Here is a 21,033-nt window from a genome sequence, read left to right on the forward strand (position 1 = left end):
GGCGGTTGTCAGGGGGCGGGTTCCACCGGGCGGCCGTCGGACATGCGGTTGTCCTTCCACACGTTCCCGGCGCCGCCCGCGTTCCAGGCGGTGACCGGGCCGTAGGCGCCGCCGGCCGGGTGGTACTGGGTGGAGAAGACGTTGCCGGTGACCTGGATGCCGGTGGCGCCCGGGCCGCCGCCGTAGAGCGCGTACGCGCCGCCGGCCAGCCAGTTGTCCTCGACGACGACGGAGGAGACGACCCCGGTGTCGGCGAAGAGGCCCACGGCGGCGGTGGCGCCCTTGTCCACGGGGGTGGAGTTGAGCAGGGTGTTGTGCCGGACGGTCAGCCGGCCCTTGTTGCCGCCGCCGCTGATGACGGCGTCGATGTGCTGCCATTCGCCGCCCTGGTTGCGGAAGGCGACCAGGTCGTGCACGTAGTTGTCGTGCAGGTCGCCCTGGCCCATCGACAGGGCGTTGCCGAACACCGAGATGTCGCACCAGCCGACCTCGATGGAGCTGCCGCCCATGTTGGAGACGGCGTAGTTGACCCCTCCGTTGTCGGGGCCCTTGCCGGGGACGGCGGTGATGGTGGTGTGCAGGACCTTCAGGCCGCTGTAGCCGGGGCGCAGGTTGATCCCCCACCAGTTGGTGGAGGTGATCCTGCTGTCGATGATCGTGACGTCGTTGGCGTAGATGTCGAGGGAGCCTCGGATGTCCCAGCCGTTGATGACCGTGCCGTCCTTCTTGACCGACATGTTGCCGGTGTCGTGCCGTTCGAGGGCGATCCGCGGGCCGGTGCTGTCCGCGTCGGGGTATCCGCAGGCCCCGGGCGAGGTGCAGGCGGTGGCGGAGGCGGAGGGGGACGGTTCGCCGGTGCCCGGCGGGGCCGACGGGGCGGGGGTGGCCGACGGGCTCGGCGTGGCGGTGGGGGCGGGCGTCGCCGGGCCGGGGAGGGCGGCCGAAGGGGTCGCGGAGGGCACGGCCTTCGGGTCGCCGACCCCGGTGCGGTCTGCGTCGTACAGGGTGAGGACGACGACCAGCACCACTGCGGCGAGCAGCCACGCCCCCGGGCGCCTTCGGTTCCGTAACATGACCGGTCGCCTATCCTCGGAGCGTTTTTCGGGCGGGCAGGAGGCACACGGCGTAGCACAGGGTGCCGGCTGCCGCGGTCGCCAGGAGGGCGGGCACGGAGTCGCCGAGGTACCGCTCCAGTACGAGGAGCACCGCGGTCATCACGGCTCCGCCGAGCAGCGGCCAGGAGCAGGCCCGGGCGACCGTGCCCAGGGGGATGCCGCCGCGGTGCAGGGCGAGGAGGAAGACCGGGACCACGATCGCACCGGCGACCACGACGTGTCCCTGGGCCACGCCGACGATCCCGCCGCAGCGGGCGCCGATCACGAGGGCGGGGATCAGGAGGACGAGCCACAGGCCCTGGACCCCGATGAGCGAGCGGCGCCGGCCGATGGCGACCAGGCAGTCGTAGGCGAGTTCGCAGCCGATGCGGACCAGGCCGAGTGCCATCAGCCAGGGCAGGGCGCCTGCCGCGGGCAGCCAGCGTTCTCCGTAGAGGAGTCCGATGACGGGTGCGGCGAGGGCGGCCAGCAGGACGCACAGCGGGACGGTGGCCGCCGTCACCACGCCGAGGGCGCGGGCGAAGCCGGCGGCGAGTGCCTGCGGCGAGTCGGCCAGCCGGGAGAAACCGGCGAAGGAGACGCGGCGGGCCGCTTCGGAGATGACGCGGACGGGCCAGCCGGAGATGTTGAAGGCGAGGACGTAGAAGCCGAGGGCGAGCGGGTCCAGGGTGGCGCCCACGACCATGGTGTCCACGTTGACCACGCCGAGGGCGAGCATGCTCGCTCCGGCGAGCGGCAGGCCGAACTTCAGCAGGGCGCGGGCCTGTTCGCGGTCCCAGCCGAACTTCAGGGTGCCGGGTGCGGCGAGCCAGCAGCCGATGAGGGCGGCGACGTTGCCGACGACGGAGCCCCAGGCGAAGCTCATCGCGCCCCAGCCCTGGACGGCCAGCAGCAGGGTGACGGCGGTGCTCAGGACGAAGTTGAGCGCGTCGACGGCCATCCGCCGGCCCTGTGCGAACTCCCGCGTGAGGAAGCCGGCGGGCACCTGGGACAGTCCGTCGAGGACCACGCACAGGCACATGACGCGCAGGACCCCGGAGGCCTCGGGTGAGCCGAGCACGTCGGCGACGGCCGGGGCGGTCGCGAAGAGCACGGCGTACAGCAGGCAGCTGGAGGCCGCGCTCAGGGTGAGGACGGTGGGGGCGAAGCGGCGCGGGTCGCCCTCCCAGCGGACGATGGCGAGGGAGACGCCGAGTTCGTTCGCGGAGAGCAGGACGAGCAGGACGGTCTGGGCGATGCCGTAGACGCCCCAGGCCTCGGGCCCGAGGAAGTAGCGGGCGAGGACGATGCCGGTCGCGAAGTTGCCGAGCCGCATGACGACCGTGTTGATCAGGCTCCATTTGGCCGCGGAGCCGACCTTGCGCCCGAGGGAGGGCGCCGCCGGGGTGGTCTGCGTGCTCGTACCGGTGTCGGTCACGGTGATCCGGCCCCGCTCGGGCCGACGGTGCGCAGGGCCATGGTCTCGTCGGTCGCGACGGGCGTGGCGGCTGCGGGTGCGGGGGTGTCCGTGGCGGGCGTCCCGGCGGGGGCCGGGTGGTTCTTCCCGCGCGGGGTGCGCTTGCGGGCCTCCACGAAGAAGGTGGCGACCAGGCTGAGGACGAAGCCGAGCGCGCCCACCATGACGATGTACTGGATCCGGGTCTTGGTCTGCGCCTCCGGTTTCTGCGGGGGCACGATGGTGGCCATCCGGATCATGGCCTCGGGGGCCACGGACTGCTGGGTCTGGAACTCCTTGAGCCGCTTGTCGGCGTAGCCGGTGAGGAGTTCGTCGGACCGCAGGACGGCGGCCGGGTCGGTGCCGGTGACGGTCAGCCACATGAAGGGACCCTGGGCGTTGTCGGCGATCTTCACTTCGTGCTTGCCTGTGACGCCGAGGGCCTTGAGGTCGGCTTTGGCCCCGTCCGAGTTGAGGTTGCGGGCGAGGCCGTCGGCCATGCCGGTCAGCGAGGCCTGTGTGCTGAGGAAGGGGTTTCCGTCGAAGGCCTCGGTGGCCTTCGACGAGTTGAGCAGCGTCACGGTGCTCTGCGACTGGTACTCCACCGGGATCAGCAGGTGCACGGCGGTGGTGAGTGCCGCCGTCAGCAGCAGTCCGGGCAGCAGCACGTACCAGCGCCTGCGCATGACCCGCCCTATCTCGGCGAGATCCATGGTCTTCCCCCTTGTTGCGGATGGTTCGGTTATTGCGGTCCGGGTCCGGTGGCCGGCACGAGGTCGGTGGGTCTGGGCCGGGTGCCGGCGGTCCCGCCGTCGAGGAGGACGGCGGCGATGCGCTCGCCGGCGCGGCCGTCCCACAGGGCGGGGCAGCGGGGCGCGGGCGGAGTGTCGAGGACCTTGTCGACGGTGGCCACGATCCGGTCCGGGTCCGTGCCGGCCAGGACGTTGGTGCCCTCCTCGATGGTGATGGGGCGCTCGGTGTTCTCCCGCAGGGTGACGCAGGGCACGCCCAGCGCGGTGGTCTCTTCCTGGACGCCGCCGGAGTCGGTGAGCACCAGGCGCGCGGAGTCCTGGAGGGCGATGAAGTCGAGGTACCCGGCGGCCGGTACGAGCCGGATGCCGTCGGGGACGCCGAGTTCGGCGAGCCGGCCGGCGGCCCGCGGGTGCACGGGCAGCAGCAGGGGGCAGCGGCCGGCGATCTCGCCGAGGGCCTTGAGCAGGCCACGCAGTGCCCCGGGGTCGTCCACGTTGGCGGGCCGGTGCAGGGTGACCAGGCCGTATCCGCCGCGGGTGAGTCGGTGGCGGTCCAGGACGTCGGACTGCCGGGCCCGGTCCAGGTTGGCGAGGAGGGTGTCGATCATGACGTTGCCGACGACGTGGATCTGGTCCTCGCGGTAGCCCTCCGCGCGGAGGTTCGCTGCGGCGTCGGGCGAGGGGGCCAGCAGGTAGTCGCTGACCCGGTCGGTGGCGACCCGGTTGACCTCTTCGGGCATGCTCCAGTCGCGGCTGCGCAGCCCGGCCTCGACGTGGGCCAGCAGGGGGCCGGCCTTGGCGGTGACCAGGGAGCAGGCGAGGGTGGAGTTGATGTCCCCGACGACCACCACGGCGTCCGGTGCCAGTTCGTCGAGCAACGGCTCGAAGGCGGCCATCACCCGCCCGGTCTGCCGGGCGTGGCTGCCGGAGCCGGCGCCGAGGTAGCGGTCGGGCGTCCGGATGCCGAGGTCGCGGAAGAACACGTCGTTCATGGACTCGTCGTAGTGCTGTCCGGTGTGGACGAGGACCACTTCGGCGCCGCGGCGCTCCAGTGCGTCCATCACCGGTTTGATCTTCATGTAGTTGGGGCGCGCCCCGGCGACGCAGACGATCCTGGTCATGGGTTCAGAGCACCTCCACCTTCGGTCCGGTCATGCGGTTGCGGGTGTCGAGCACGAAGGAGGCGTGCTCGGTGATCATCTGGTAGTCGAAGGAGTCGTGGTCGGTGAGCAGGACCACGACGTCGGCGGCGGCCAGCTCCTTGCGGGTGGCCTCGACCCGGGCGAGGCGGACGTCGACCTTCACGCTCTCGACCACGTGGGGGTCGACGGCGCGGACCTTCGCCCCCATGTCGAGGAGCAGTTGGGCGATGCGTACGGCGGGCGACTCGCGCGCGTCGCCGGTGTTCTTCTTGTACGCGAGGCCGAGCAGCAGGACCCGGGAGCCGTTGACGGAGCGGCGCTTGGCGTTGAGGGCGTCGATCACCCGGCGCGTCACGTACTCGGGCATGTGGTTGTTGATGTCGTTGGCGAGTTCGACGAAACGGAAGTTCTGGCCGAGTTCGCGCTGCACGCGCCAGTTCAGGTAGGAGGGGTCGATGGGCAGGCAGTGCCCTCCGACCCCCGGGCCCGGGGTGAACTTCATGAAGCCGAAGGGTTTGCTGGAGGCGGCTTCGATGGACTGCCACACGTCGATGTCGAGGTGGCGGGCGAACATGGCGATCTCGTTGACGAGGGCGATGTTCACGTGCCGGAAGGTGTTCTCCAGCAGTTTCGCCAGCTCGGCCTCCTTGGGCGAGCGCACGGGCACGGTGGTGTCGACGAGCTGCCCGTAGAAGGCCTCGACGGCCTTCAGGGAGGCGGCGTCGACGCCGGAGACGACCTTGGGCGTCTGCTGGAAGCCCCAGACGGTGTTGCCCGGGTCGATGCGCTCGGGGCTGTATCCCAGGTGGAAGTCGGGGCCGGCGGTGAGCCCGGAGCCGTCCTCCAGGATCGGGGCGAACAGTTCCTCGGTGGTGCCCGGGTAGGTGGTGGACTCCAGGATCACCGTGGCGCCCGGGCGCAGGAAGCGGGCCAGGGTGTGGGCCGACTCCTCGATGTAGCGCAGGTCGGGTGCCCCGTCCTGCAAGGGGGTGGGGACGGTGACGACGGCGACGTCGAAACCGCCGCAGTCCCGGGCGAGTTCGCTGGCCCGGTAGGTGCCGCGCTCCAGGGCGCGGGCGAGGCGTTCGGAGGAGACGTCCTCCACGTACGACTCTCCGGCGGCGAGGCTCTTGACCCGCCGCGCGTCGACGTCGTAACCGATCACCTGGTGGCCGACCTCGGCGGCCCTGATGGCCAGCGGAAGGCCGACGTATCCCTGTCCCACGACGACGACGCGCATCAGCAGTGACTCCTGTTCGCGGGAGCGGCCGACGGTGTGCGGTGGATGAGCTCGCGGACCGTCATGGCGAGGAAGGCGGCATTGGTGGTGAGGTAGCGCTTGCCGAGGCGGCGCGGTTCCTGGAGGGTCCGGTAGAACCATTCGAGGCCCATCCGCTGCCAGACGAGCGGGGCCCGTTTGGTGATGCCGGCGAGGATGTCGAAGGAGCCTCCGACGCCGTGCACGACGTGGGCGCCGGTGCGCTTGCCGTAGCCGGCGGTGAAGATCTCCTTCTTGGGGGAGGTCATGCCGAGGAAGAGCAGGCGGGCGCCGCTGTCGGCGACGGAGTCGGCGATCCCCTCCTGTTCGGAGTCGCCGAAGTAGCCGTTGCGGCTGCCGGCGACCCGCAGCTTCGGGAAGCGTTCGGAGATCTGCCGGAGCATCATCTCCAGCACCTCCTGCTGGGCGCCGAGCAGGTAGACGGGGATGTCCGCGACCTCGGCGGCGGCGAGCAGGCGCATGAACAGGTCGATGCCCGCGACGCGTTCGGGCAGCCGGACGCCCAGGACGCGGCCGGCCCAGACCACGGCCTGGCCGTCTGCCAGGACGAGGTCGCAGCCGGCGACGGCCTCGGCGAGGGCCGGGTCGCGCCGCATGTTGACCAGTTTGGCGGCGTTGACCATGCCGATCTCGATCTGTTCCCCGCGCCGGACGGCGTCGAGGCAGCGCTGCACGGTCTCGTCCATGGTCAGGGGGTCGAGTGCGACCCCGAAGAGGGTGTGACGGGTCATCTCTGCGGCCCCCCGAGCCAGGCGAACAGCATCCAGCCGAACTCGTACGGGCGGCACTCCCGGTCCACCGCGCGGGGGCGGAAGAGCAGGTCCAGGGGTGCGAGCCGGGCGTTCGGGACGACGCGGGTGGTGAGCCCCCGGGCTGCCCGGACGGCCTTCTTGGGGTCGCCGCGGTAGACCTTGCGCCAGGTGACGCCGAGGTCCTCACGGATCATCGGCTCGCGCGGGGTGCCGGCGGGCCCGACGAGTTCGGGCACCTCGGTCATCCAGCGCAGTCCCCGGCGGACGGCCGCGCCGAAGTCCGTGCCGCCCGCCTCGGCGAGGTCGGACAGGGCGGTCGGTGCCATCGCGTGCTGGTGCACGCTGTAGACGGGGAAGCCCTCGATCACGCCGCCGGTGCGGGCGTCGTAGTGCCACCACCACTGTCCGCCGTCGCCCTGGAGGTCGACGATGCGGGCGGCGCAGGCGTCGGCTGCCGCGAGGGCGTCCGGGTCGTCGCCGCTCGCGTGCAGCCGGGCCAGCGCCTGCAGCGGATAGGTCTGGTCGGCGAAACAGGCCACGTGCGCGCGGTAGCCGGGCACCGGTCCCGGACCGGTGGCGTGCGGGAACAGCGGACCGTTCCCGATCCTGGCCATCAGCAGGCGGTCCCGGGCGGCCGCCAGGCGGTCCTCCACGTCCACCGCGGCGCGCGCGGCCGCGAGGGCGGAGAGGACCCAGGCCGCCTCGACCGTGTACTGCGGCTGCCCGGGCAGGTCCAGGGCGGCGACCCGGTCGAGGGCGTCGGACAGTTTCGGATGGCCGGTCTCGGCGGCGGCCCAGGCGATGAGCGCCGCGTCGCCGAGGTTGACCACTCCCGGCAGCCGTTCCACGAGCACCCCGGTGAACTCCTCGGCGGAACGTCCGCCGAACAGGGCGCGCTGCCGGTCCTCGGGCAGGAACCGGGCGCCCAGCGCGGTGATGGCCGCGTACCGGGTGCTGGTACCCCGCAGTTCCAGGCGGCGGGTGCCCTCGGGCGAGACCGTTCCGGCCCGGGTGAAGGCGAAGGTCTCCGCCTCGGGAAGGTACATGGCGGGCAGGCCCGCCTCGGCCAGCCCGAGCAGCCGCTGCGCCAGTGCGTGCAGATCCGGATCCGCTTGGGCCAGTGCTGCTAATCGTGTGACGGTCATCGGGTCCCCACCCCGACTCCCCGGGTGCCGCTCGCACCCCGCATGTCCGAGCTCTTCGGCTCCAACACACCTACCCCCTCTGTTCGCTCCTCGGACGGACCTGGCGGTCGTCCTTCCGCGGAGGGGGACTGCGCGTGACGGCGCCCGTGCCCGAGGCGCCTGGCGCCGCGGGCACGAGCCGTCCGAAAGGCTGCCGTCTGGATCCCCCCAGCGATGCCTCGGACCGGGACACGCGCGCACGGCAGTGTCGGCGGGCGCGGTGGACCCGCGCTCCGCCGGGCGCTGCCCGCGGTGCCTCGTCGTACACAACCCCCCACTGAGCAAGGCCTGTTGCCTGCTCAGATCCCGTGTGCAGGGACACGTTATGCCCACGGATGTTCATTGATTGTGGTTTTGAGGAAATGCTTGTGGCCTAAATTGCCGACATTCCGTCAGCGTCGCTCGACGAGCGTGTCGCCCTTCTCGTCGTGCAGCGCCCCGGTGCGCGGACACTCCCACGTGCCCGGCTCGCCCTCGACCTCCACCAGCCGGACCCCGGCCCGGCCCACCCAGCCGATCCGGCGGGCCGGCACCCCGGCCACGAGCGCGAAGTCCGGAACGTCCTTGCTGACCACCGCTCCGGCCGCGACGAGGGCCCAGCGCCCGACCCGCACCCCGGCCACGCACACCGAGCGGGCCCCGAGGGAGGCGCCCTCGGCCACGACGACCCCGGCGGCCTCCCAGTCCCCGTCGCGCTTGAGCCGTCCGTCGGGATCGACCGCGCGCGGGTAGAAGTCGTTGGTCAGGACGGCGGCCGGGCCGATGAACACGCCGTCGCCGAGCACGGCCGGCTCGTAGACGAGTGCGTAGTTCTGGAGCTTCACGTGGTCGCCGATCCGGACCCCCGGCCCGACGTACGCGCCCCGGCCCACGATGCACCCACGCCCGAGGCGGGCCTCCTCGCGTATCTGCGCCAGATCCCAGATCGTCGTCCCCTCGCCGAGCTCGGCGCTCGCGTCGACCTGCGAGGAGGGTTGAATGCGGACACTCACGGCGCGGTCCCCTAACGGTTCGCGAGACGTACGGCGCACGGACGTGCGAGTGCACGGATGCGCGGGTGTTCAGATGTGCCGGTGGTCAGGCGTACGGATGCACGCGCCGAGCATATGCGCCACGGGCCCGTTCCACCCGCGGATCAACCGACTGTTCATGCAACGCATTTGGGCGGACGGACGGGTGGCGGGGCCCTCCGCCCCCGCCGCCGTTCGGACGGTGGGGGCGCACGCCTCGGCGCGTTGGGGCGCGCGCGGTGGTGAAACCGGATCGGCTGTGGGGCGTTAGGGAAGGCGGGCCGCCGTTCGCCCGTGGTACACGCGAGAGTACGAGGAGCACGATGACAGACCCGAGGCAGGCCGGACGCGGTCGGATGAAACTGGCGGCCCGGTGCCGGGTGGCCACCGAGGCCCCCGCCTTCGGGGCGGTCGTCTTCTGCGTGATCCTGCTCAACGCCGCGTTGATGGGTGCCGAGACGTACAGCGGGCTGGCCGCCGAACACCAGCTGCTGCTGCGGACCGCCGAACAGTGCTGCCTGGCCCTGTTCAGTCTGGAGATGCTGCTGCGCGCCGGTGCCTTCGCGGACCGGCCGAAAGCATTCTTCCGTGACCCGTGGAACCTCTTCGACCTCGCGGTCGTCGCCTCCGCCTTCGTCCCGTTCGTCCGCGAGAACACCACCCTGCTGCGGCTGCTGCGGCTGGCGCGGGTGCTGCGCACGGCCCGCTTCCTCCCGCACCTGCGCATCCTGCTGATCGCGGTCGGCCGGAGCCTGCCCGGCACCGCCAGCTTCCTGTTCGTCGGCGGACTGGTGCTGTACGTGTACGCCATGGTCGGCTGGGTCTGCTTCGCCGAGTCCGACCCCGGGCACTACGGCTCCGTGGGCCGCGCCATGCTCACGCTCTTCCTGCTGACCACCCTGGACGGCCTCACCGACGCCGTCCGGGCGGGCCTGCAGATCTCCCGCCTCAGCATCGTCTACTACGCCTCCTACGCGCTGCTCGCCTCGTTCGTCCTGGTCAACGTCCTGATCGGGGTGGTCCTCAACTCCCTCGACGAGGCTCGCGAGATCGAGGACGCGGCCAACCGCGACCGCAAGCAGCCGGGGCCGCCGCCGGCCCCGCCCGGCCCCGACACCGACGTACGGGACCGCATCGCGACGGCCCGCCGCGCCCTGGACGAGATCGAGGCGAGCCTCCCCGCCCAGGACGGCCGCCCCCCACGCCGCCTGGAGGCCTCCCACAGCGGCTCCTGACCGGAAGGGTCCCCGCCGTCACTGCGTCCCGGTGCCGCGCAGCCGGATGTCCCAGGTGCCGTCCGGGCGCCGCTGGGTGTCCCACGCACCGTGCAGGTCGTCGAGGACGAACGCAGGTGCCTCCGGGAGGCTCAGCTGTTCGAGGCGCACCCGCCCGAGGAACCTGGCCCGGCGGAAGTCCACCGGCCCCTCGAACACGGCACCGGTGGCGACCAGCCCCTGCTCCCACGTGGTGGAGGTGAAGGAGACGGATGCCTCGAAGCGGGCCCCGCTCAGCCCCGTCAGGCCGCAGAACACGGCCCGGGAGAAGTCCGCACGCCCGGCCGCCCGCATCCCGTTCAGGTCCGCCGACAGCTCCATCACCGCCCGGTCGAAGGACACCTCGTCCAGGAAGGCGGTGTCCGAGAACCCCGCCAGGCCGCGGAACTGCGCACGGCGGAAATCCGCATCCCCGTGGAACCGGCTGCGGTCGAAGTCGCCGACGCCCAGGAACACCGCCTCGTAGAAGGAGACCCGTCCGGCGAACGTGGAGTTCCCGAGCCTGGCCCGCCCGGCGAAGACGGCCCGGGTGAAGGAGGCCCCGGCCTGGAACTCGATGCCGCCCTCGTTCCAGTCGTCCACGAAGGTGGCGTGGTCGAAGGCCGCCTCACCCAGGGTGACGGGCTGCGCGCGCGATTCCCGCAGCGCGGCCAGAAGCCGCTGGAGCAGCCCCTCCCTGAAGGTGGTGCCCCTGAAGTCCACCGTGGATCCGGGCCCGAGGGTCCCCAGGTACTGGTGCTCCTCGTCGGGCCCGAGATGGGCGAGGCACACGTCGTGGCCGGGCAGCCGGATCCCCCTGCACGGGACGCGGACGTCCTCCACCGCCGGGCGGCCGCACACCGGCCATACGACGCCGGCGTCCTGCGACGCGTCGGCCTCCGTCAGGGCCGCGCCGAGTTCGCCGGGGTCGGTGCACAACCAGCCCTCCGTCTCGCCGCCGAGTGGTACGAGCGCACGCGTCGCCGTGGGACCGACCTTCTCGCCGAGCACCTCGTACACGGGCTGCGACAGGGCGACGGCGAGGGACCCCGGGAGCAGCCGGCGCCGGTCCGCCATCCCGGGATGCCGGACGATCCGGGCGGCCTCCGACGTGGGCAGCCCGTCGAGGTCGAGGTCCGTCAGGACCGGTTCCATGGGCCCCGCGGCCACGGCCACGTCGAGCGAGAGGGGACCGCCGTCCCCCGTCCGGTCGGCGAACCGGGCCATGGCCTCGGGGAGGCCGGTCAGCAGCCGGCCGGCCCTGCCGAAGGCGCCCGGTCCCTGCAGCAGCAGGAAGAGGGGCGCTCCCGGCCCACTGCCGGCCAGCGTCTCCGTGAGGCCCGTGTCCGCGATGAGCCCCATCAGGAGCTTCACCGCCTCCGCGTGGGGCGAGCTCCCGACCGGGTACACGGCGTCGTCACCGGGCTGCACGGCCAGGCACACGAAGGTGCTCGGCACCCGGCGGACCTGCCCGTGCTCCGCCATCGCCGCCCGGAAGCCCGGCTGTTCCAGCAGGGCGCGGCCCGACAGGAACACCATGCGGTCCGGCCAGACGCCGTGGACGACGCCGAGCAGGTCGCCCTCGTGGGAGACGGGGCCGCCGCGGTAGTGGGTCCAGGCCTCCGGTTCCGGGGAGAGCCGGACGAGCTCTCCGTTGCGGTCGCCCTCGTACGGAACCGCCTCGCCCGTCAGCGCGACGGGGCGGCCCTGGTCCGTGACGCCGTCGACCCGGACGCGGACCACCTGGGGATCCGCCTGCGCCCAGGGCGTCGCCCCCGACCAGGGCGCGGGGTCCACCAGGTCCTCGTCGGCCAGCAGGAGGAACACCCGGGGCAGGGCGTCGTCCGCCCACACCGCGCGGCAGGCGACCTCGCGGTCGCCCGCCCGCACCCATGCCGCCGCCCCGGAGGGCAGGGGCGCGTCCCCGACCGTGAGGACGAGGCGGGGTGTCAGCAGGGTGCCCACCTCCTGAGGCTCGGGCATCGGGTCGTAGCGGACCCGTACGACCCGGTCCGCGAGCCCGGGGTCCTGCGGCGGGCGCGCCGCGAAGGGCAGGGTGCCCTCGGCGACGGTGCGGCGGCCCTCCCGCCCGTCGGTGACGCGGGTCGCGGAGAAGTCCGGCCCGGTGCCGCGGCTGCGGGACATGTACTCCCACACCCGGCGGCGGACCAGTTCCCGTACGGCGGCCACGTCCCCGCGCAGCTGTGAGCCGAGCAGCGCCTCCCGGACCCCCGGCAGGAACGCGAACTCCACCTCCTCGGCGTCTCGTTCGTGGTCCCAGGGCGCGAACAGCCCGCCGAGGGCGACCTCCGCGAGGTGGCCGTGCTCCGAGTCGCGCAGCAGGGAGCGCCGGACCAGGTTCATGACCGGCAGGGTCAGCGGTACGGCGGCCAGGTGCGCGGCGAGCTGCTGGGCGGTCGGGGAGGCGCTCGCGCGGAAGCGTTCCACCACCTCCAGAGCGCTGCGCGGACCGGCCGAGGGGGCCTCCCGCACGTGCGCCGTCCCCGGCTCCGCCCCCGGCTGCGGATCCGCTTCCGCTTCTGCTTCCAGCCGCAGACAGGCCAGGCGCCGCCAGCGGCCGTCCCCGGAGACCACCCGCACCAGCCGGGCCAGGCTGCCCGGGGCGACGCCGACCACCGGGACGACGTCGGGTGCGCGCCGGCGGCCGGCGCGGGAGCGGCGGGCGGTCGCCACCCGCTGCCAGGAGCGGGTGGCGGCCGCGGGCCGGTCCGCGCGGACGGCGAAGGGGACGGGCCGGACGGCGCCGCGCGTCCAGAGCCGTTCGGGCAGGACGTTCAGCACGGCGACGGCGTTGTGCGTGCACCAGTGCCGGAGCACGCCCTGTACGGAGGCCTCGCGCCAGCCGCCCGCCACGGTGTCGGAGAGGACGAGGATCAGCCTGCGGCCGGCGGGGTCGGCCAGTTCCAGCGGGTTGCGGGGTGCGCCCCACCGGCCCCGGGTGAGCATCGGGGTGGCGCCGGAGCCGGTACCCGTCAGCCGCCAGGTGCGTACGTCGCGGAAGACCCCGCTGCGGGTCAGCACGCGGCGCAGTTCGTCCACGAGGTCCGCCCAGAGCAGCATCGAGTGGTGCGTGTCGACGACCAGCGCCAGGTCCAGCCAGCGACTCTCGGCAGGCCGCAGGACCGGGGTGGGCACCATCCGCTCGATGCTGCGCTCGACGGTGAGCTGCTCGTCCAGCTCCTCCCCCGGGCCGCCGATGGAGCGCCGGCCGACGGGGCGCAGGGCGCGCATCAGGGCGAGCGGGTCGTCGAGGGAGGCGGCGCGCGGCAGCCGTACGGGGGAGCCCCGGCGGCCCGCGCCGTCGTCGGCCGGTTTCCCGGCCGGGTGGGGGACGGAGGCGGGGTAGATCCTGACGGCCGACTGCCCGTCGGCCGGGCCGCCGGGGGCCGTGGCGGCCTCGGGGGCCGGCGGGTCGGCGGCCGGTGGCGGCAGGCCCGCGAAGTCGCCGGGCGTCACGGCGGGCGCGCGGGGCCCGGCGGGATCCACGCGGGCGGCCAGCCACAGGATGTCGGCGATCTCCTCCGCCCCGATGCCGGGACGCGGGCCCGCGTCGTCGGCGCCGTCGGCGAGGGCGGCGAGCAGCTCCTCGATCACGCCGTCGGCCCGGTCAGGTGCTGCATGACGGTCTTGAGGAAGCGGTCGCGGTCGCCGGGGGCGGACCAGGCTCCGGCGAGGCGGAGCTGGATGGCGTTGAGGAGCTGGTCGGTGGCGAGGTCACCGTCCCCGGCGCGGTCGATGAAGTCCCGGACGAGCTCCTGGTACTCCCCGCCGGCCTCGACGTCGATGCCGAGCCTGCGGCGCACGATGAGGGCGAGCTTCTCCTCGCCGGGCGGTTCCAGGTGCAGGCGGACGCAGCGGCGCAGGAAGGCGGGCGGGAAGTCGCGTTCGCCGTTGCTGGTGAGGACGACGACGGGGAAGTACCGGCACTGCACGCGGCCCTGTGTGACGCGGACGGCGGCGTCCGGGTCGTCGTCGGTGCCGATGGCGACGGTGGGGTCCTCCTGGGCGAGGCGGGCCAGTTCGGGGATGACGAAGCCGCCGTCCTCGAAGACGGTGAGGAGGTCGCCGGGGAGGTCGATGTCGCTCTTGTCGATCTCGTCGACGAGCAGGACGCGGGGCCGGTCCTGCGGCAGCAGTGCGGTCCCCAGCGGCCCGAGGCGCAGGTAGCGGGAGATCGAGGGCGCGGGGGCGGGCTCGGGTTCGGGCGCGGGCAGGGCCGCGTCCGCGGTCATGGCGGCGTCCGGTGCCGTCGTCGCCCGGCCCACCGGGCCGGCGGGCCTGCGCAGTTGCTCCAGCCCGGCCTCCTGGAGCCGGCCGATGGCGTCGTACAGGTACAGGCCGTCGCGCAGGACCGTGCGGCTGGTGATGGGCCAGTGCAGTACGGGCCCCAGGTCCAGGTCCGAGGCGATGCTGTAGGCGAGGGTGGATTTGCCGACGCCGGGCTTGCCGGTGATCAGCAGCGGCCTGCGCAGGTGCAGCGCCGTGTTGACGACGTCCTTCTCCTGTTCGTCGGGGACGTAGCCCTCGCCGCGCCGCCGGGTGCGCTCCCAGGCCGGCCCCTCGCACCCGGGGGGTGCGTACCCGGGGTCGGGGGTGCCGGTGAAGTCCCGCCAGGGCGGCGGGGATCCGGCCTCCAGGCGGGCCCGCCGGTCCGCGCCCTCGCCGGTCCCGTGGTACAGCCACCAGTCCTTCACCACTGCCTCTGCCTCCATCGTCGTGCCGCCGTCTGTCAGTGGTCGGGGTCAGGCCAGGGACCGGAAGCCCGGTATGTCGTCGGGATCGTCCCACAGGAGCACCAACTGGTCTTCCCTTGCGGGCTGTTGGGTGGTGCGCGCGGCGTCCGCGGCGGCGCCGGCGGCCGCCCGGCGCACTTCCCGCACACGTGCGGGCAGGGCCAGTACGTCCAGTGCGCCGGGGTCCGGGCGGCCGTCGGGCCCGGCCGGTGCGAGCAGGTCGAGGAGCGGGGGCTGCGGCGTTCCGCCCCCGCGCCGCCACACGGCGACCGGGACGCCGCCTTCGAGCACGGCTTCCAGCAGACCTGCGTGCGGGCCGGCGGTGGTGTGCGACAGGACGCATGCGGGCGCCGGGCGGTCGGCCAGCTCCATCCCCAGGGCGTCCGTGACCTCGGCCTCCTCCACGACCCGGACGGCCTCGGGGTGCCGGCCTCCCCTGGTGCACAGCCAGCGCCAGCTGCCGTGCCACTCGGCCCGGGTGTCGGCGCGCTCCTGCGGGCAGCGCACCACGACCTGGTGGAGCAGGCCGAGGGCGCGCTGCCGGCCGGCCGGACCGCGGGGCACCGGCCACTGGTCGAAGTCGGTGTCGAGCAGCTCGTACGGGACGTGGAACTCGATGCGGTCGACGCCGCCCCGGCTCGGGGTCCCGGCCGCGCCGCCGTCCCCGGGGGCCGCGCCGATGAGGGCGAGCTGCCGTACGAGTTCCTCCCGTACGGCGTCCAGGCGCACGGGAGGGCCCTGCGACTCCCAGATGTGCTCGGCGCGTTCGCCGTGCAGCCACATGCGGGCCCGGAAGCCGGGCCCGCCGTCGGGCGGCGGCTCCAGCCCGACGTGCACGACCGTGGTGCGCGCCGGGGGCGGCGGCGGGGGCAGCACCGGCAGGGCGAGCCGCTCGCGGGTGGTGTCGACCCAGTCCTTCAGCCGTCCCGCCCAGGCCGCGTCGCCCGCCGCGGCGGCCCGGTCCGCGAGGAACCGTACGAAGGGCACGGGCAGGGGCATGCCGCCGCGTCCGCCGTGGCGTTCGTCCAGGTCCTGGACCACGTCCAGGAGGCCGTCGCCGGGCAGGCCGCCGCCGACCGGGGTGGTGCAGCCGGTCGCCTTGAACGCCCAGGCGTAGGCCTCGTAGGCACAGCGCGGCGGTTCGCGGCCCTCGAAGAGCGCGCCGAGTCCGTCCCAGGCCTGCTGGTCGAGCCGGGCGGCCCGGGGCGGCGCGGGAGCGGTCAGGTCGTCGTCGAGGAAGGAGCAGGCGTCCCAGTCCCGGTCCACGAGGAACTGCGGGAGCTGCCAGCCCTCGCCGCGTTCGCGCAGTTCCCGGAAGGAGCGGTGGATGCTGCGGGCGGCGGCCGGGAGCCCGCTGACGCTCTCCCGTACGGAGGCGCCGCCGAGTTCGGTGAGGAGGGCCTCGGTGAAGCGTCCGGCGCCGCGCTCGGCGTCGTTCTGCGCGGCCTCGCCCTCGCGGGAGGCGTAGAGCCGGAACTGCCGGCGTCCCGGTACCGAGTTCCCGCCGCCGTAGTCGGTGCTGCCGAAGTTCCACCGGGCGTCGCGGGGTGCGTCGACCCGGCAGGAGTCGACGAGTGCGGCCTGGAGCGGGAAGCTGCGGTGTTTGACGAGGTCGGTGCGCCACCAGCGCAGCGCCGAGTCGAGGTTGAGGTGCCGGATCTGGCTGGGGCGGGCGTCGGCGCAGGGCAGCATCAGCTCCTGGCGCGGCCCGAGGTAGCCGTGTCCGGCCCAGAAGATCCACAACAGGTCGCCGTCGCACTGCGGGAGTTCGTCGAGGAGGGCCGCCTTCACGTTCTCCTCGGTCGCCGGCCGGTACGCGGTCCGCAAGGCGGTCATGGCCGGGGAGTCGGGCCAGTCGAGGGCGTCGGGTTCGTCGAGCGGGGACAGCAGGAGCCTGAGGTTGCCGGGCGGTACCTGGGCGGGGCCGGTCAGCCAGTCGGCGAAGCGCAGGGCGTCGCGGGCCGGACCGCGCAGGTTCCAGCGGTGGCTGATGTCGTAGCGCTCGACGCCGGCGACGAGCGCGAAGGTGCGCTGCGGGCCGAGGGCGGGGGGCAGGAGGCCGGTGGGGATCACCCGATCTCCGCTTCGGCCACCGCCTGTTCGATCCGTTCGTAGAGGGAGTCCTGTTTCCAGTAGGCGCTGTGGCAGGCGGGGAAGGGCTGGCGGCTGCCGATCTCGTGGTCGGTGATGCGCGGGTCGCCGGGGAAGACGGGTCCGGCGAGGTAGGACAGCACGTCCTGACGGTCGTAGACGTTGAGCCAGCGCGGGAAGCCGTAGGGGAGTTTCCCGCCGGGTTCGAGGGCGGCCAGGGCGCCGAGCTCGTGGAGGAAGGCGGCCTGGGAGCCGACGGTGACGAGCAGTTCCGCTCCGGGGACGGCGTCGCCGCGGGCGGCGGCGAGGGCGAGGAGGTCGACGAGGGCGATCCCGCCGAGGCTGTGGCCGATGAGTACGGTCGGACCGGGTGCGGCGGTGATCCGGGCGTGCAGGAACGCGCGCAGGTCGTGGCCCCGGGCCTGGTAGCGCAGGATGTCGCCGAGCGCGGGGGTGGCCCCGACGGTGAGGGAGCCGCGCCAGGCGTTGAGCAGGGGCTGGGTGGTGACCCGCATCGCGAGCCGGCCGAGGACGGCGGCCGCCCGGGCGCCGGGGACCCGGGCGTCGCCGCCGAGGCGGGTGGTGAGCAGTTCGACGAGGCGGTCGCGTTCGGCGCCGGTGCAGTCTGCCTCGGCTCCGGCGGCGGCGAGCGCGCCGGCGGTCACGGCCCGGGCGAGGGCGGTGGCCAGCTCCCGGGCCTGCGGTTCGGCGGTGGCGCGCTCCGCGGCGCGGGCCGCCTCGGCGGAGCGGGCGGCGGTGTCCAGGGCGGCGGGGAAGTCCGCCGCGAGCCCGGTGCCGTGCAGCAGGGCGCCGAGTTCGTCCCCGGGGTGGGGCGGCGCGGGCGGTAAGCCGGCCAGCAGCGCGAGCACCCGTACCCCGGCGGGCTGTACGCCGGGCATCGCGAAGGCGTCGTCGTCCGCGTACCCGCTCCCGTCCTCGCCCTCGGGGCTGCCGCCCGGGCCGGGCCAGCCGGCCTCGGCGAGGACCCGTACCTCGCACAGCGGGTCGGCGAGCAGCAGGGTCCACTCGGCCGTCTCCGCGTCGACGGGGTCGGGCGCCGATCCCGCGGCGGGCTTCAGCCCGGGCACGGAGCGGCCGCCGGCGCCGAGGGTGGCGCCGAACCGGTCGCCCCAGTAGCAGGAGTCGACGGCGGCGTCGGGGAATCTGGCCGTCAGTCGTTCGCGGACCAGGGCGAAGAGCCGGTCGTGCCGCTCGCGCCGTACTCCCGTGCCGTGGACAAAGAGAAAACGCATCGCCGCCCCGCCCCCCTCGTGCTGTCGCCCCTCCGCCCCGGCACGATAGCGCCGAGCACTCGACAGGGGGTAGGGAACGCCCGGTTCGGCGTCACCGGGCCCAGGCGGAGCCGAACGCACGGGCGGCGAAGCGTTCGCCGATGCGACGGTGGCCGGCGGCGTCCGGGTGGAGGTCGTCGGGCAGCGGGAACTCGGCGAAGTCCGCCTCCCCGTACAGGGCGCGTCCGTCGAGGTGGTGCAGGTGGGGGTCGTCGGCGGCGCGTGCGGCGGTGATGCGGGCGAGTTCGTCGCGGACGACGCGCAGGGTCAGTCGCCCGTGGGCGGCCTCGGCCGGGTCGCCGAGGGCGCGGAAACGCAGCCGCCCGTCGCGGAGGTCGGGGGCGGCCGGGCCGGGGGTGTCCTCGTGGATCGGGCAGTGGATCGGGGAGACGACCAGGACCGGTGTCGTGGGGTGTCCTTCGCGGAGGGTGTCGAGGAAGCCGTGGACGGCTGCGGTGAAGGCGCGCAGGCGCATCACGTCGTGGTTGACGAGGTTGATGCCGATCTTGAGGCTGATCAGGTCGGCGGGGGTGTCCCGCATGGCCCGTGCGGTGAACGGGTCGAGCAGGGCGTTGCCGCTGAAGCCCAGGTTGACCAGTTCCACGCCGGCCCGGGCGGCGGCCAGCGCGGGCCAGGTCCCGGTCGGGCCGTCGGCGTTCGAGCCGTGGCTGATCGAGCTGCCGTGGTGCAGCCAGACGCGGCGGCCGGGATCCGGTGCCGGCTCCACCGGGGCGTCGGTGCGCAGGGCGATGAGTTCGTGGACCCCGCGGTAGGGCAGCCAGATCTCGACGTCCTTCTCCGCGGCGGCCAGGCCGGTGAACCGCACGGTGCCGGGCGGGCCGGGAGTGAACTCCTGGGCCCAGGTGGCGAGGTCGACCGTGCGGACGTTTCCGCCGCCGGCGACGGCCCGCCCGGCCGGGCTGCCGTCGACCAGCAGCTCGTACACGGCGTCCGGGGGCTGCGGGGCGCCCCGGTAGACCGTCGTCGTGGCGAGGACGTCCAGTTCGACGGCGGTGGCCCTGGTGCGGAAGGCCAGCCGGACGCCGGCGGGCTGGGCGACGACCTCGGTGAGGTCGGCGGGGGCCTGGCGGCGGGCGCGGGCGGGCAGCCGGTACGGCAGGACGCCGCAGTCGGTGCGCGCCACCTCCAGTGCGCCGCGCAGGAGTTCCGGCCCGACCGGGGTGGTGGTCCAGCCGGGGACGGCGGCGGGGACGCCGTCGGGGTTGCGGTGGGGGATGCCGTCGGGGGATGCGTTCTGTGCCACGTCGTCCATCCCGTCACCTTTTCAACCGGGCGCGGTTCCCGCAGCCGCTTTAGGGCCGGGGTGCGTCCCGTGCGGGGAGCCGAAGTCGGGCGGTGCCCCGGGGGCCCCGCCCCATGGCATGCACACGCCGGTACGATCGGCTGTGAGGACGGACACGTCCCGACCTCGGAACCCGGGCCGGGCTCCCCCCATCGAACCGAGAGTCGGACGCGTACGCGGGGCGGAAGGGGCCACATGTCCAGCAGGGTTCAGGGGCGGGAGCGGGAACGGACCGCGGCACGGGGCCGCGTGGCCGTCGGCCTCGTGTGCGCCCTGGTCCTGGCGGGAGCCGGGTACGTCGCCTGGGAGCTGCGCGGCATCGTCACCACCCGCGCCGACGGCGATCCGGAGCGGGGCGTCTACCAGCAGGACCCCGAGCGTGCCGACCGCACGGCGTCGGCCGTCCTCGACGGGATCGTCCGGGAGGACCCGGAACCGCCCACGGACGGCAAGGTCTTCGCCGGGGACGGTGCGGTGAACTGGCGCGCCGGCGGGTGGAAGCCCTCCGATCCGCTGGAGGCGAGGCCCGCCCCCGCCGAGCCGGCGGTCGGCGCGCTCTTCTCCCCCGGCAACGACGGCGACCCCGATCACCACTGCTCGGGCGTCGTGGTCCACTCCCCCGCCGGTTACCTGATCGCCACCGCCGCCCACTGCGTGTACGGCGGCGGCTTCCGCACCAACCTCGCCTTCGCGCCCGGCTACCGGGACGGCATAGCACCGTACGGCGTCTGGGTGCCCACCCGGATCGACGTGGACCCCCGCTGGACCGCGCGGCAGGACCCCGACCACGACGTCGCCTTCCTCCGGCTGCGCCGGCCCGGGTACCCCGGCCAGCGGCTGGAGGACGTCACCGGCGCCAAGACGATCGCCTTCGGCACCGCACTGCCCGCGCCCGCACGGCTCGTGGGCTATCCGAACGCCGCCGAGCAGCCCCTGGACTGCCGGACCACCGCCCACCCGGCCGGCCCGACGCAGCTGCGGCTGGACTGCGCGGGCGTTCCCAACGGCACGAGCGGAGGGCCGGTGCTGACGGACGGTCACACCCTGATGGGGGTGATCGGCGGCCGCGACGGGGGCGGCGACGACGAGACCTCGTACAGCGTCCACTTCGACGACGGCATCCGCGCCCTGTACGAGCGCGCCACCCGGCCCTGACCCGCCCGGACCGGTGTGCACCAGTGGGTCACGGCGTACCTGGACTTCACCCGCGAGCACCGCGACGTGGCGCTGTTCCTGCACGCCTCCGCCTACTCGGGCTACCTGGTCGCGCACGCCGCGGAGATCGGGGCCGCCGAGGCGGAGAAGTTCGCGGCCATCACCAAGTGGCTCGAGGTACGCATACGGCGCGGCGAGATCGCCCCGCTCCCCGCGCCCGTGATCGAGGTCCTGGTCATGGGCCCGCTCGCGGAGGCGGCCCGCCGCTGGCTCTCCAGCACCTACGTGATCGACCTCGCCGAGGCCGCCCGCCACCTCCCCGACCACATCTGGCGCTCCCTCCGCCCCGGCCCCACCTGACCCCTTCCGGCCGGGCCCGGCGCTACCGGCCCGCCACGAAGGGCCGGGCGGCGTTGCCGGTGACGGGGTGTCGGTGGTTGTCCGTAGCGTCGTCGTCCATGGCGTCGAGTCTGCGCGCGCGGGCGGGCGCGGAGTAGGCATGGGGTGGGGCGGACG

Annotated in this window: 16 protein-coding genes; 3 read left to right on the forward strand and 13 right to left on the reverse strand. The window is 74.0% G+C overall.

The annotated features are described in order from the left end of the window. Positions 1-8: 8 nt before the first annotated feature. The 8 genes from IH80_RS0130940 to IH80_RS0130975 form a co-directional block, all read right to left on the reverse strand. Positions 9-1,073 (reverse strand): hypothetical protein, encoded by a 1,065-nt coding sequence (locus IH80_RS0130940; RefSeq protein WP_199819331.1) that lies wholly within the window; start codon positions 1,071-1,073, stop codon positions 9-11. A gap of 10 nt (positions 1,074-1,083) precedes the next feature. Beyond that, positions 1,084-2,532 carry a lipopolysaccharide biosynthesis protein gene (locus IH80_RS0130945; RefSeq protein ID WP_234432439.1) on the reverse strand — a complete coding sequence of 483 codons (1,449 nt, stop codon included), beginning with the start codon at positions 2,530-2,532 and terminating at the stop codon, positions 1,084-1,086. Then, positions 2,529-3,263 (reverse strand): chain length determinant protein, encoded by a 735-nt coding sequence (locus tag IH80_RS44140; RefSeq protein WP_199819332.1) that lies wholly within the window; start codon positions 3,261-3,263, stop codon positions 2,529-2,531. The genes IH80_RS0130945 and IH80_RS44140 overlap by 4 nt, the downstream gene beginning before the upstream one ends. A 29-nt stretch (positions 3,264-3,292) precedes the next feature. Beyond that, the gene (gene wecB / locus IH80_RS0130955; protein ID WP_037881604.1) at positions 3,293-4,423 is read right to left on the reverse strand and encodes a non-hydrolyzing UDP-N-acetylglucosamine 2-epimerase; all 1,131 of its coding nucleotides are present in this window, start codon (positions 4,421-4,423) and stop codon (positions 3,293-3,295) included. 4 nt (positions 4,424-4,427) lie between these two features. Further along, a complete protein-coding gene (locus IH80_RS0130960; protein WP_030964888.1) occupies positions 4,428-5,684 on the reverse strand; it encodes a nucleotide sugar dehydrogenase in 1,257 nt (418 codons plus the stop codon). Beyond that, positions 5,684-6,454: a WecB/TagA/CpsF family glycosyltransferase gene (locus IH80_RS0130965; RefSeq protein ID WP_030964889.1), complete on the reverse strand. Its 771-nt coding sequence runs from the start codon at positions 6,452-6,454 to the stop codon at positions 5,684-5,686. Before IH80_RS0130965 ends, IH80_RS0130960 begins: the two co-directional genes overlap by 1 nt. Further along, positions 6,451-7,620, reverse strand: coding sequence for a hypothetical protein (locus IH80_RS0130970; RefSeq protein ID WP_030964890.1), 1,170 nt, complete (start codon positions 7,618-7,620; stop codon positions 6,451-6,453). The genes IH80_RS0130965 and IH80_RS0130970 overlap by 4 nt, the downstream gene beginning before the upstream one ends. A 431-nt stretch (positions 7,621-8,051) precedes the next feature. Further along, positions 8,052-8,651, reverse strand: coding sequence for an acyltransferase (locus IH80_RS0130975; RefSeq protein WP_030964891.1), 600 nt, complete (start codon positions 8,649-8,651; stop codon positions 8,052-8,054). 341 nt (positions 8,652-8,992) lie between these two features. Here IH80_RS0130975 and IH80_RS0130980 point away from each other — a divergent pair, with 341 nt between their 5' ends. Then, positions 8,993-9,904: an ion transporter gene (locus IH80_RS0130980; protein ID WP_051810157.1), complete on the forward strand. Its 912-nt coding sequence runs from the start codon at positions 8,993-8,995 to the stop codon at positions 9,902-9,904. Positions 9,905-9,922: 18 nt separating this feature from the next. Here IH80_RS0130980 and IH80_RS0130985 read toward each other — a convergent pair whose 3' ends face one another. The 5 genes from IH80_RS0130985 to IH80_RS0131005 form a co-directional block, all read right to left on the reverse strand. Beyond that, positions 9,923-13,537 carry a pentapeptide repeat-containing protein gene (locus tag IH80_RS0130985; protein ID WP_030964893.1) on the reverse strand — a complete coding sequence of 1,205 codons (3,615 nt, stop codon included), beginning with the start codon at positions 13,535-13,537 and terminating at the stop codon, positions 9,923-9,925. After that, on the reverse strand, positions 13,534-14,655 hold the full coding sequence (locus IH80_RS0130990) for an AAA family ATPase (RefSeq protein WP_030964894.1): 1,122 nt from the start codon (positions 14,653-14,655) through the stop codon (positions 13,534-13,536). Before IH80_RS0130990 ends, IH80_RS0130985 begins: the two co-directional genes overlap by 4 nt. A gap of 30 nt (positions 14,656-14,685) precedes the next feature. Then, positions 14,686-16,749, reverse strand: a complete 2,064-nt coding sequence (locus IH80_RS41115; protein WP_030964895.1) for a caspase family protein — start codon at positions 16,747-16,749, stop codon at positions 14,686-14,688. Beyond that, entirely contained in the window at positions 16,746-18,020 is a 1,275-nt protein-coding gene (locus IH80_RS0131000; RefSeq protein ID WP_051810158.1) for a hypothetical protein, read from the reverse strand. Before IH80_RS0131000 ends, IH80_RS41115 begins: the two co-directional genes overlap by 4 nt. Positions 18,021-18,111: 91 nt before the next feature. Beyond that, a complete protein-coding gene (locus IH80_RS0131005; RefSeq protein WP_078906832.1) occupies positions 18,112-19,332 on the reverse strand; it encodes a GDSL-type esterase/lipase family protein in 1,221 nt (406 codons plus the stop codon). Positions 19,333-19,557: 225 nt separating this feature from the next. On the opposite strand from IH80_RS0131005, the gene IH80_RS39890 reads away from it, so the two are divergent. Next, on the forward strand, positions 19,558-20,517 hold the full coding sequence (locus IH80_RS39890) for a trypsin-like serine peptidase (protein WP_051810159.1): 960 nt from the start codon (positions 19,558-19,560) through the stop codon (positions 20,515-20,517). Between the two features lie 15 nt (positions 20,518-20,532). Continuing rightward, the gene (locus tag IH80_RS0131015) at positions 20,533-20,877 is read left to right on the forward strand and encodes a hypothetical protein (RefSeq protein ID WP_051810160.1); all 345 of its coding nucleotides are present in this window, start codon (positions 20,533-20,535) and stop codon (positions 20,875-20,877) included. Positions 20,878-21,033 lie beyond the last annotated feature (156 nt).

This window comes from Streptomyces sp. NRRL S-378, assembly GCF_000720645.1.
Lineage (GTDB): Bacteria > Actinomycetota > Actinomycetes > Streptomycetales > Streptomycetaceae > Streptomyces.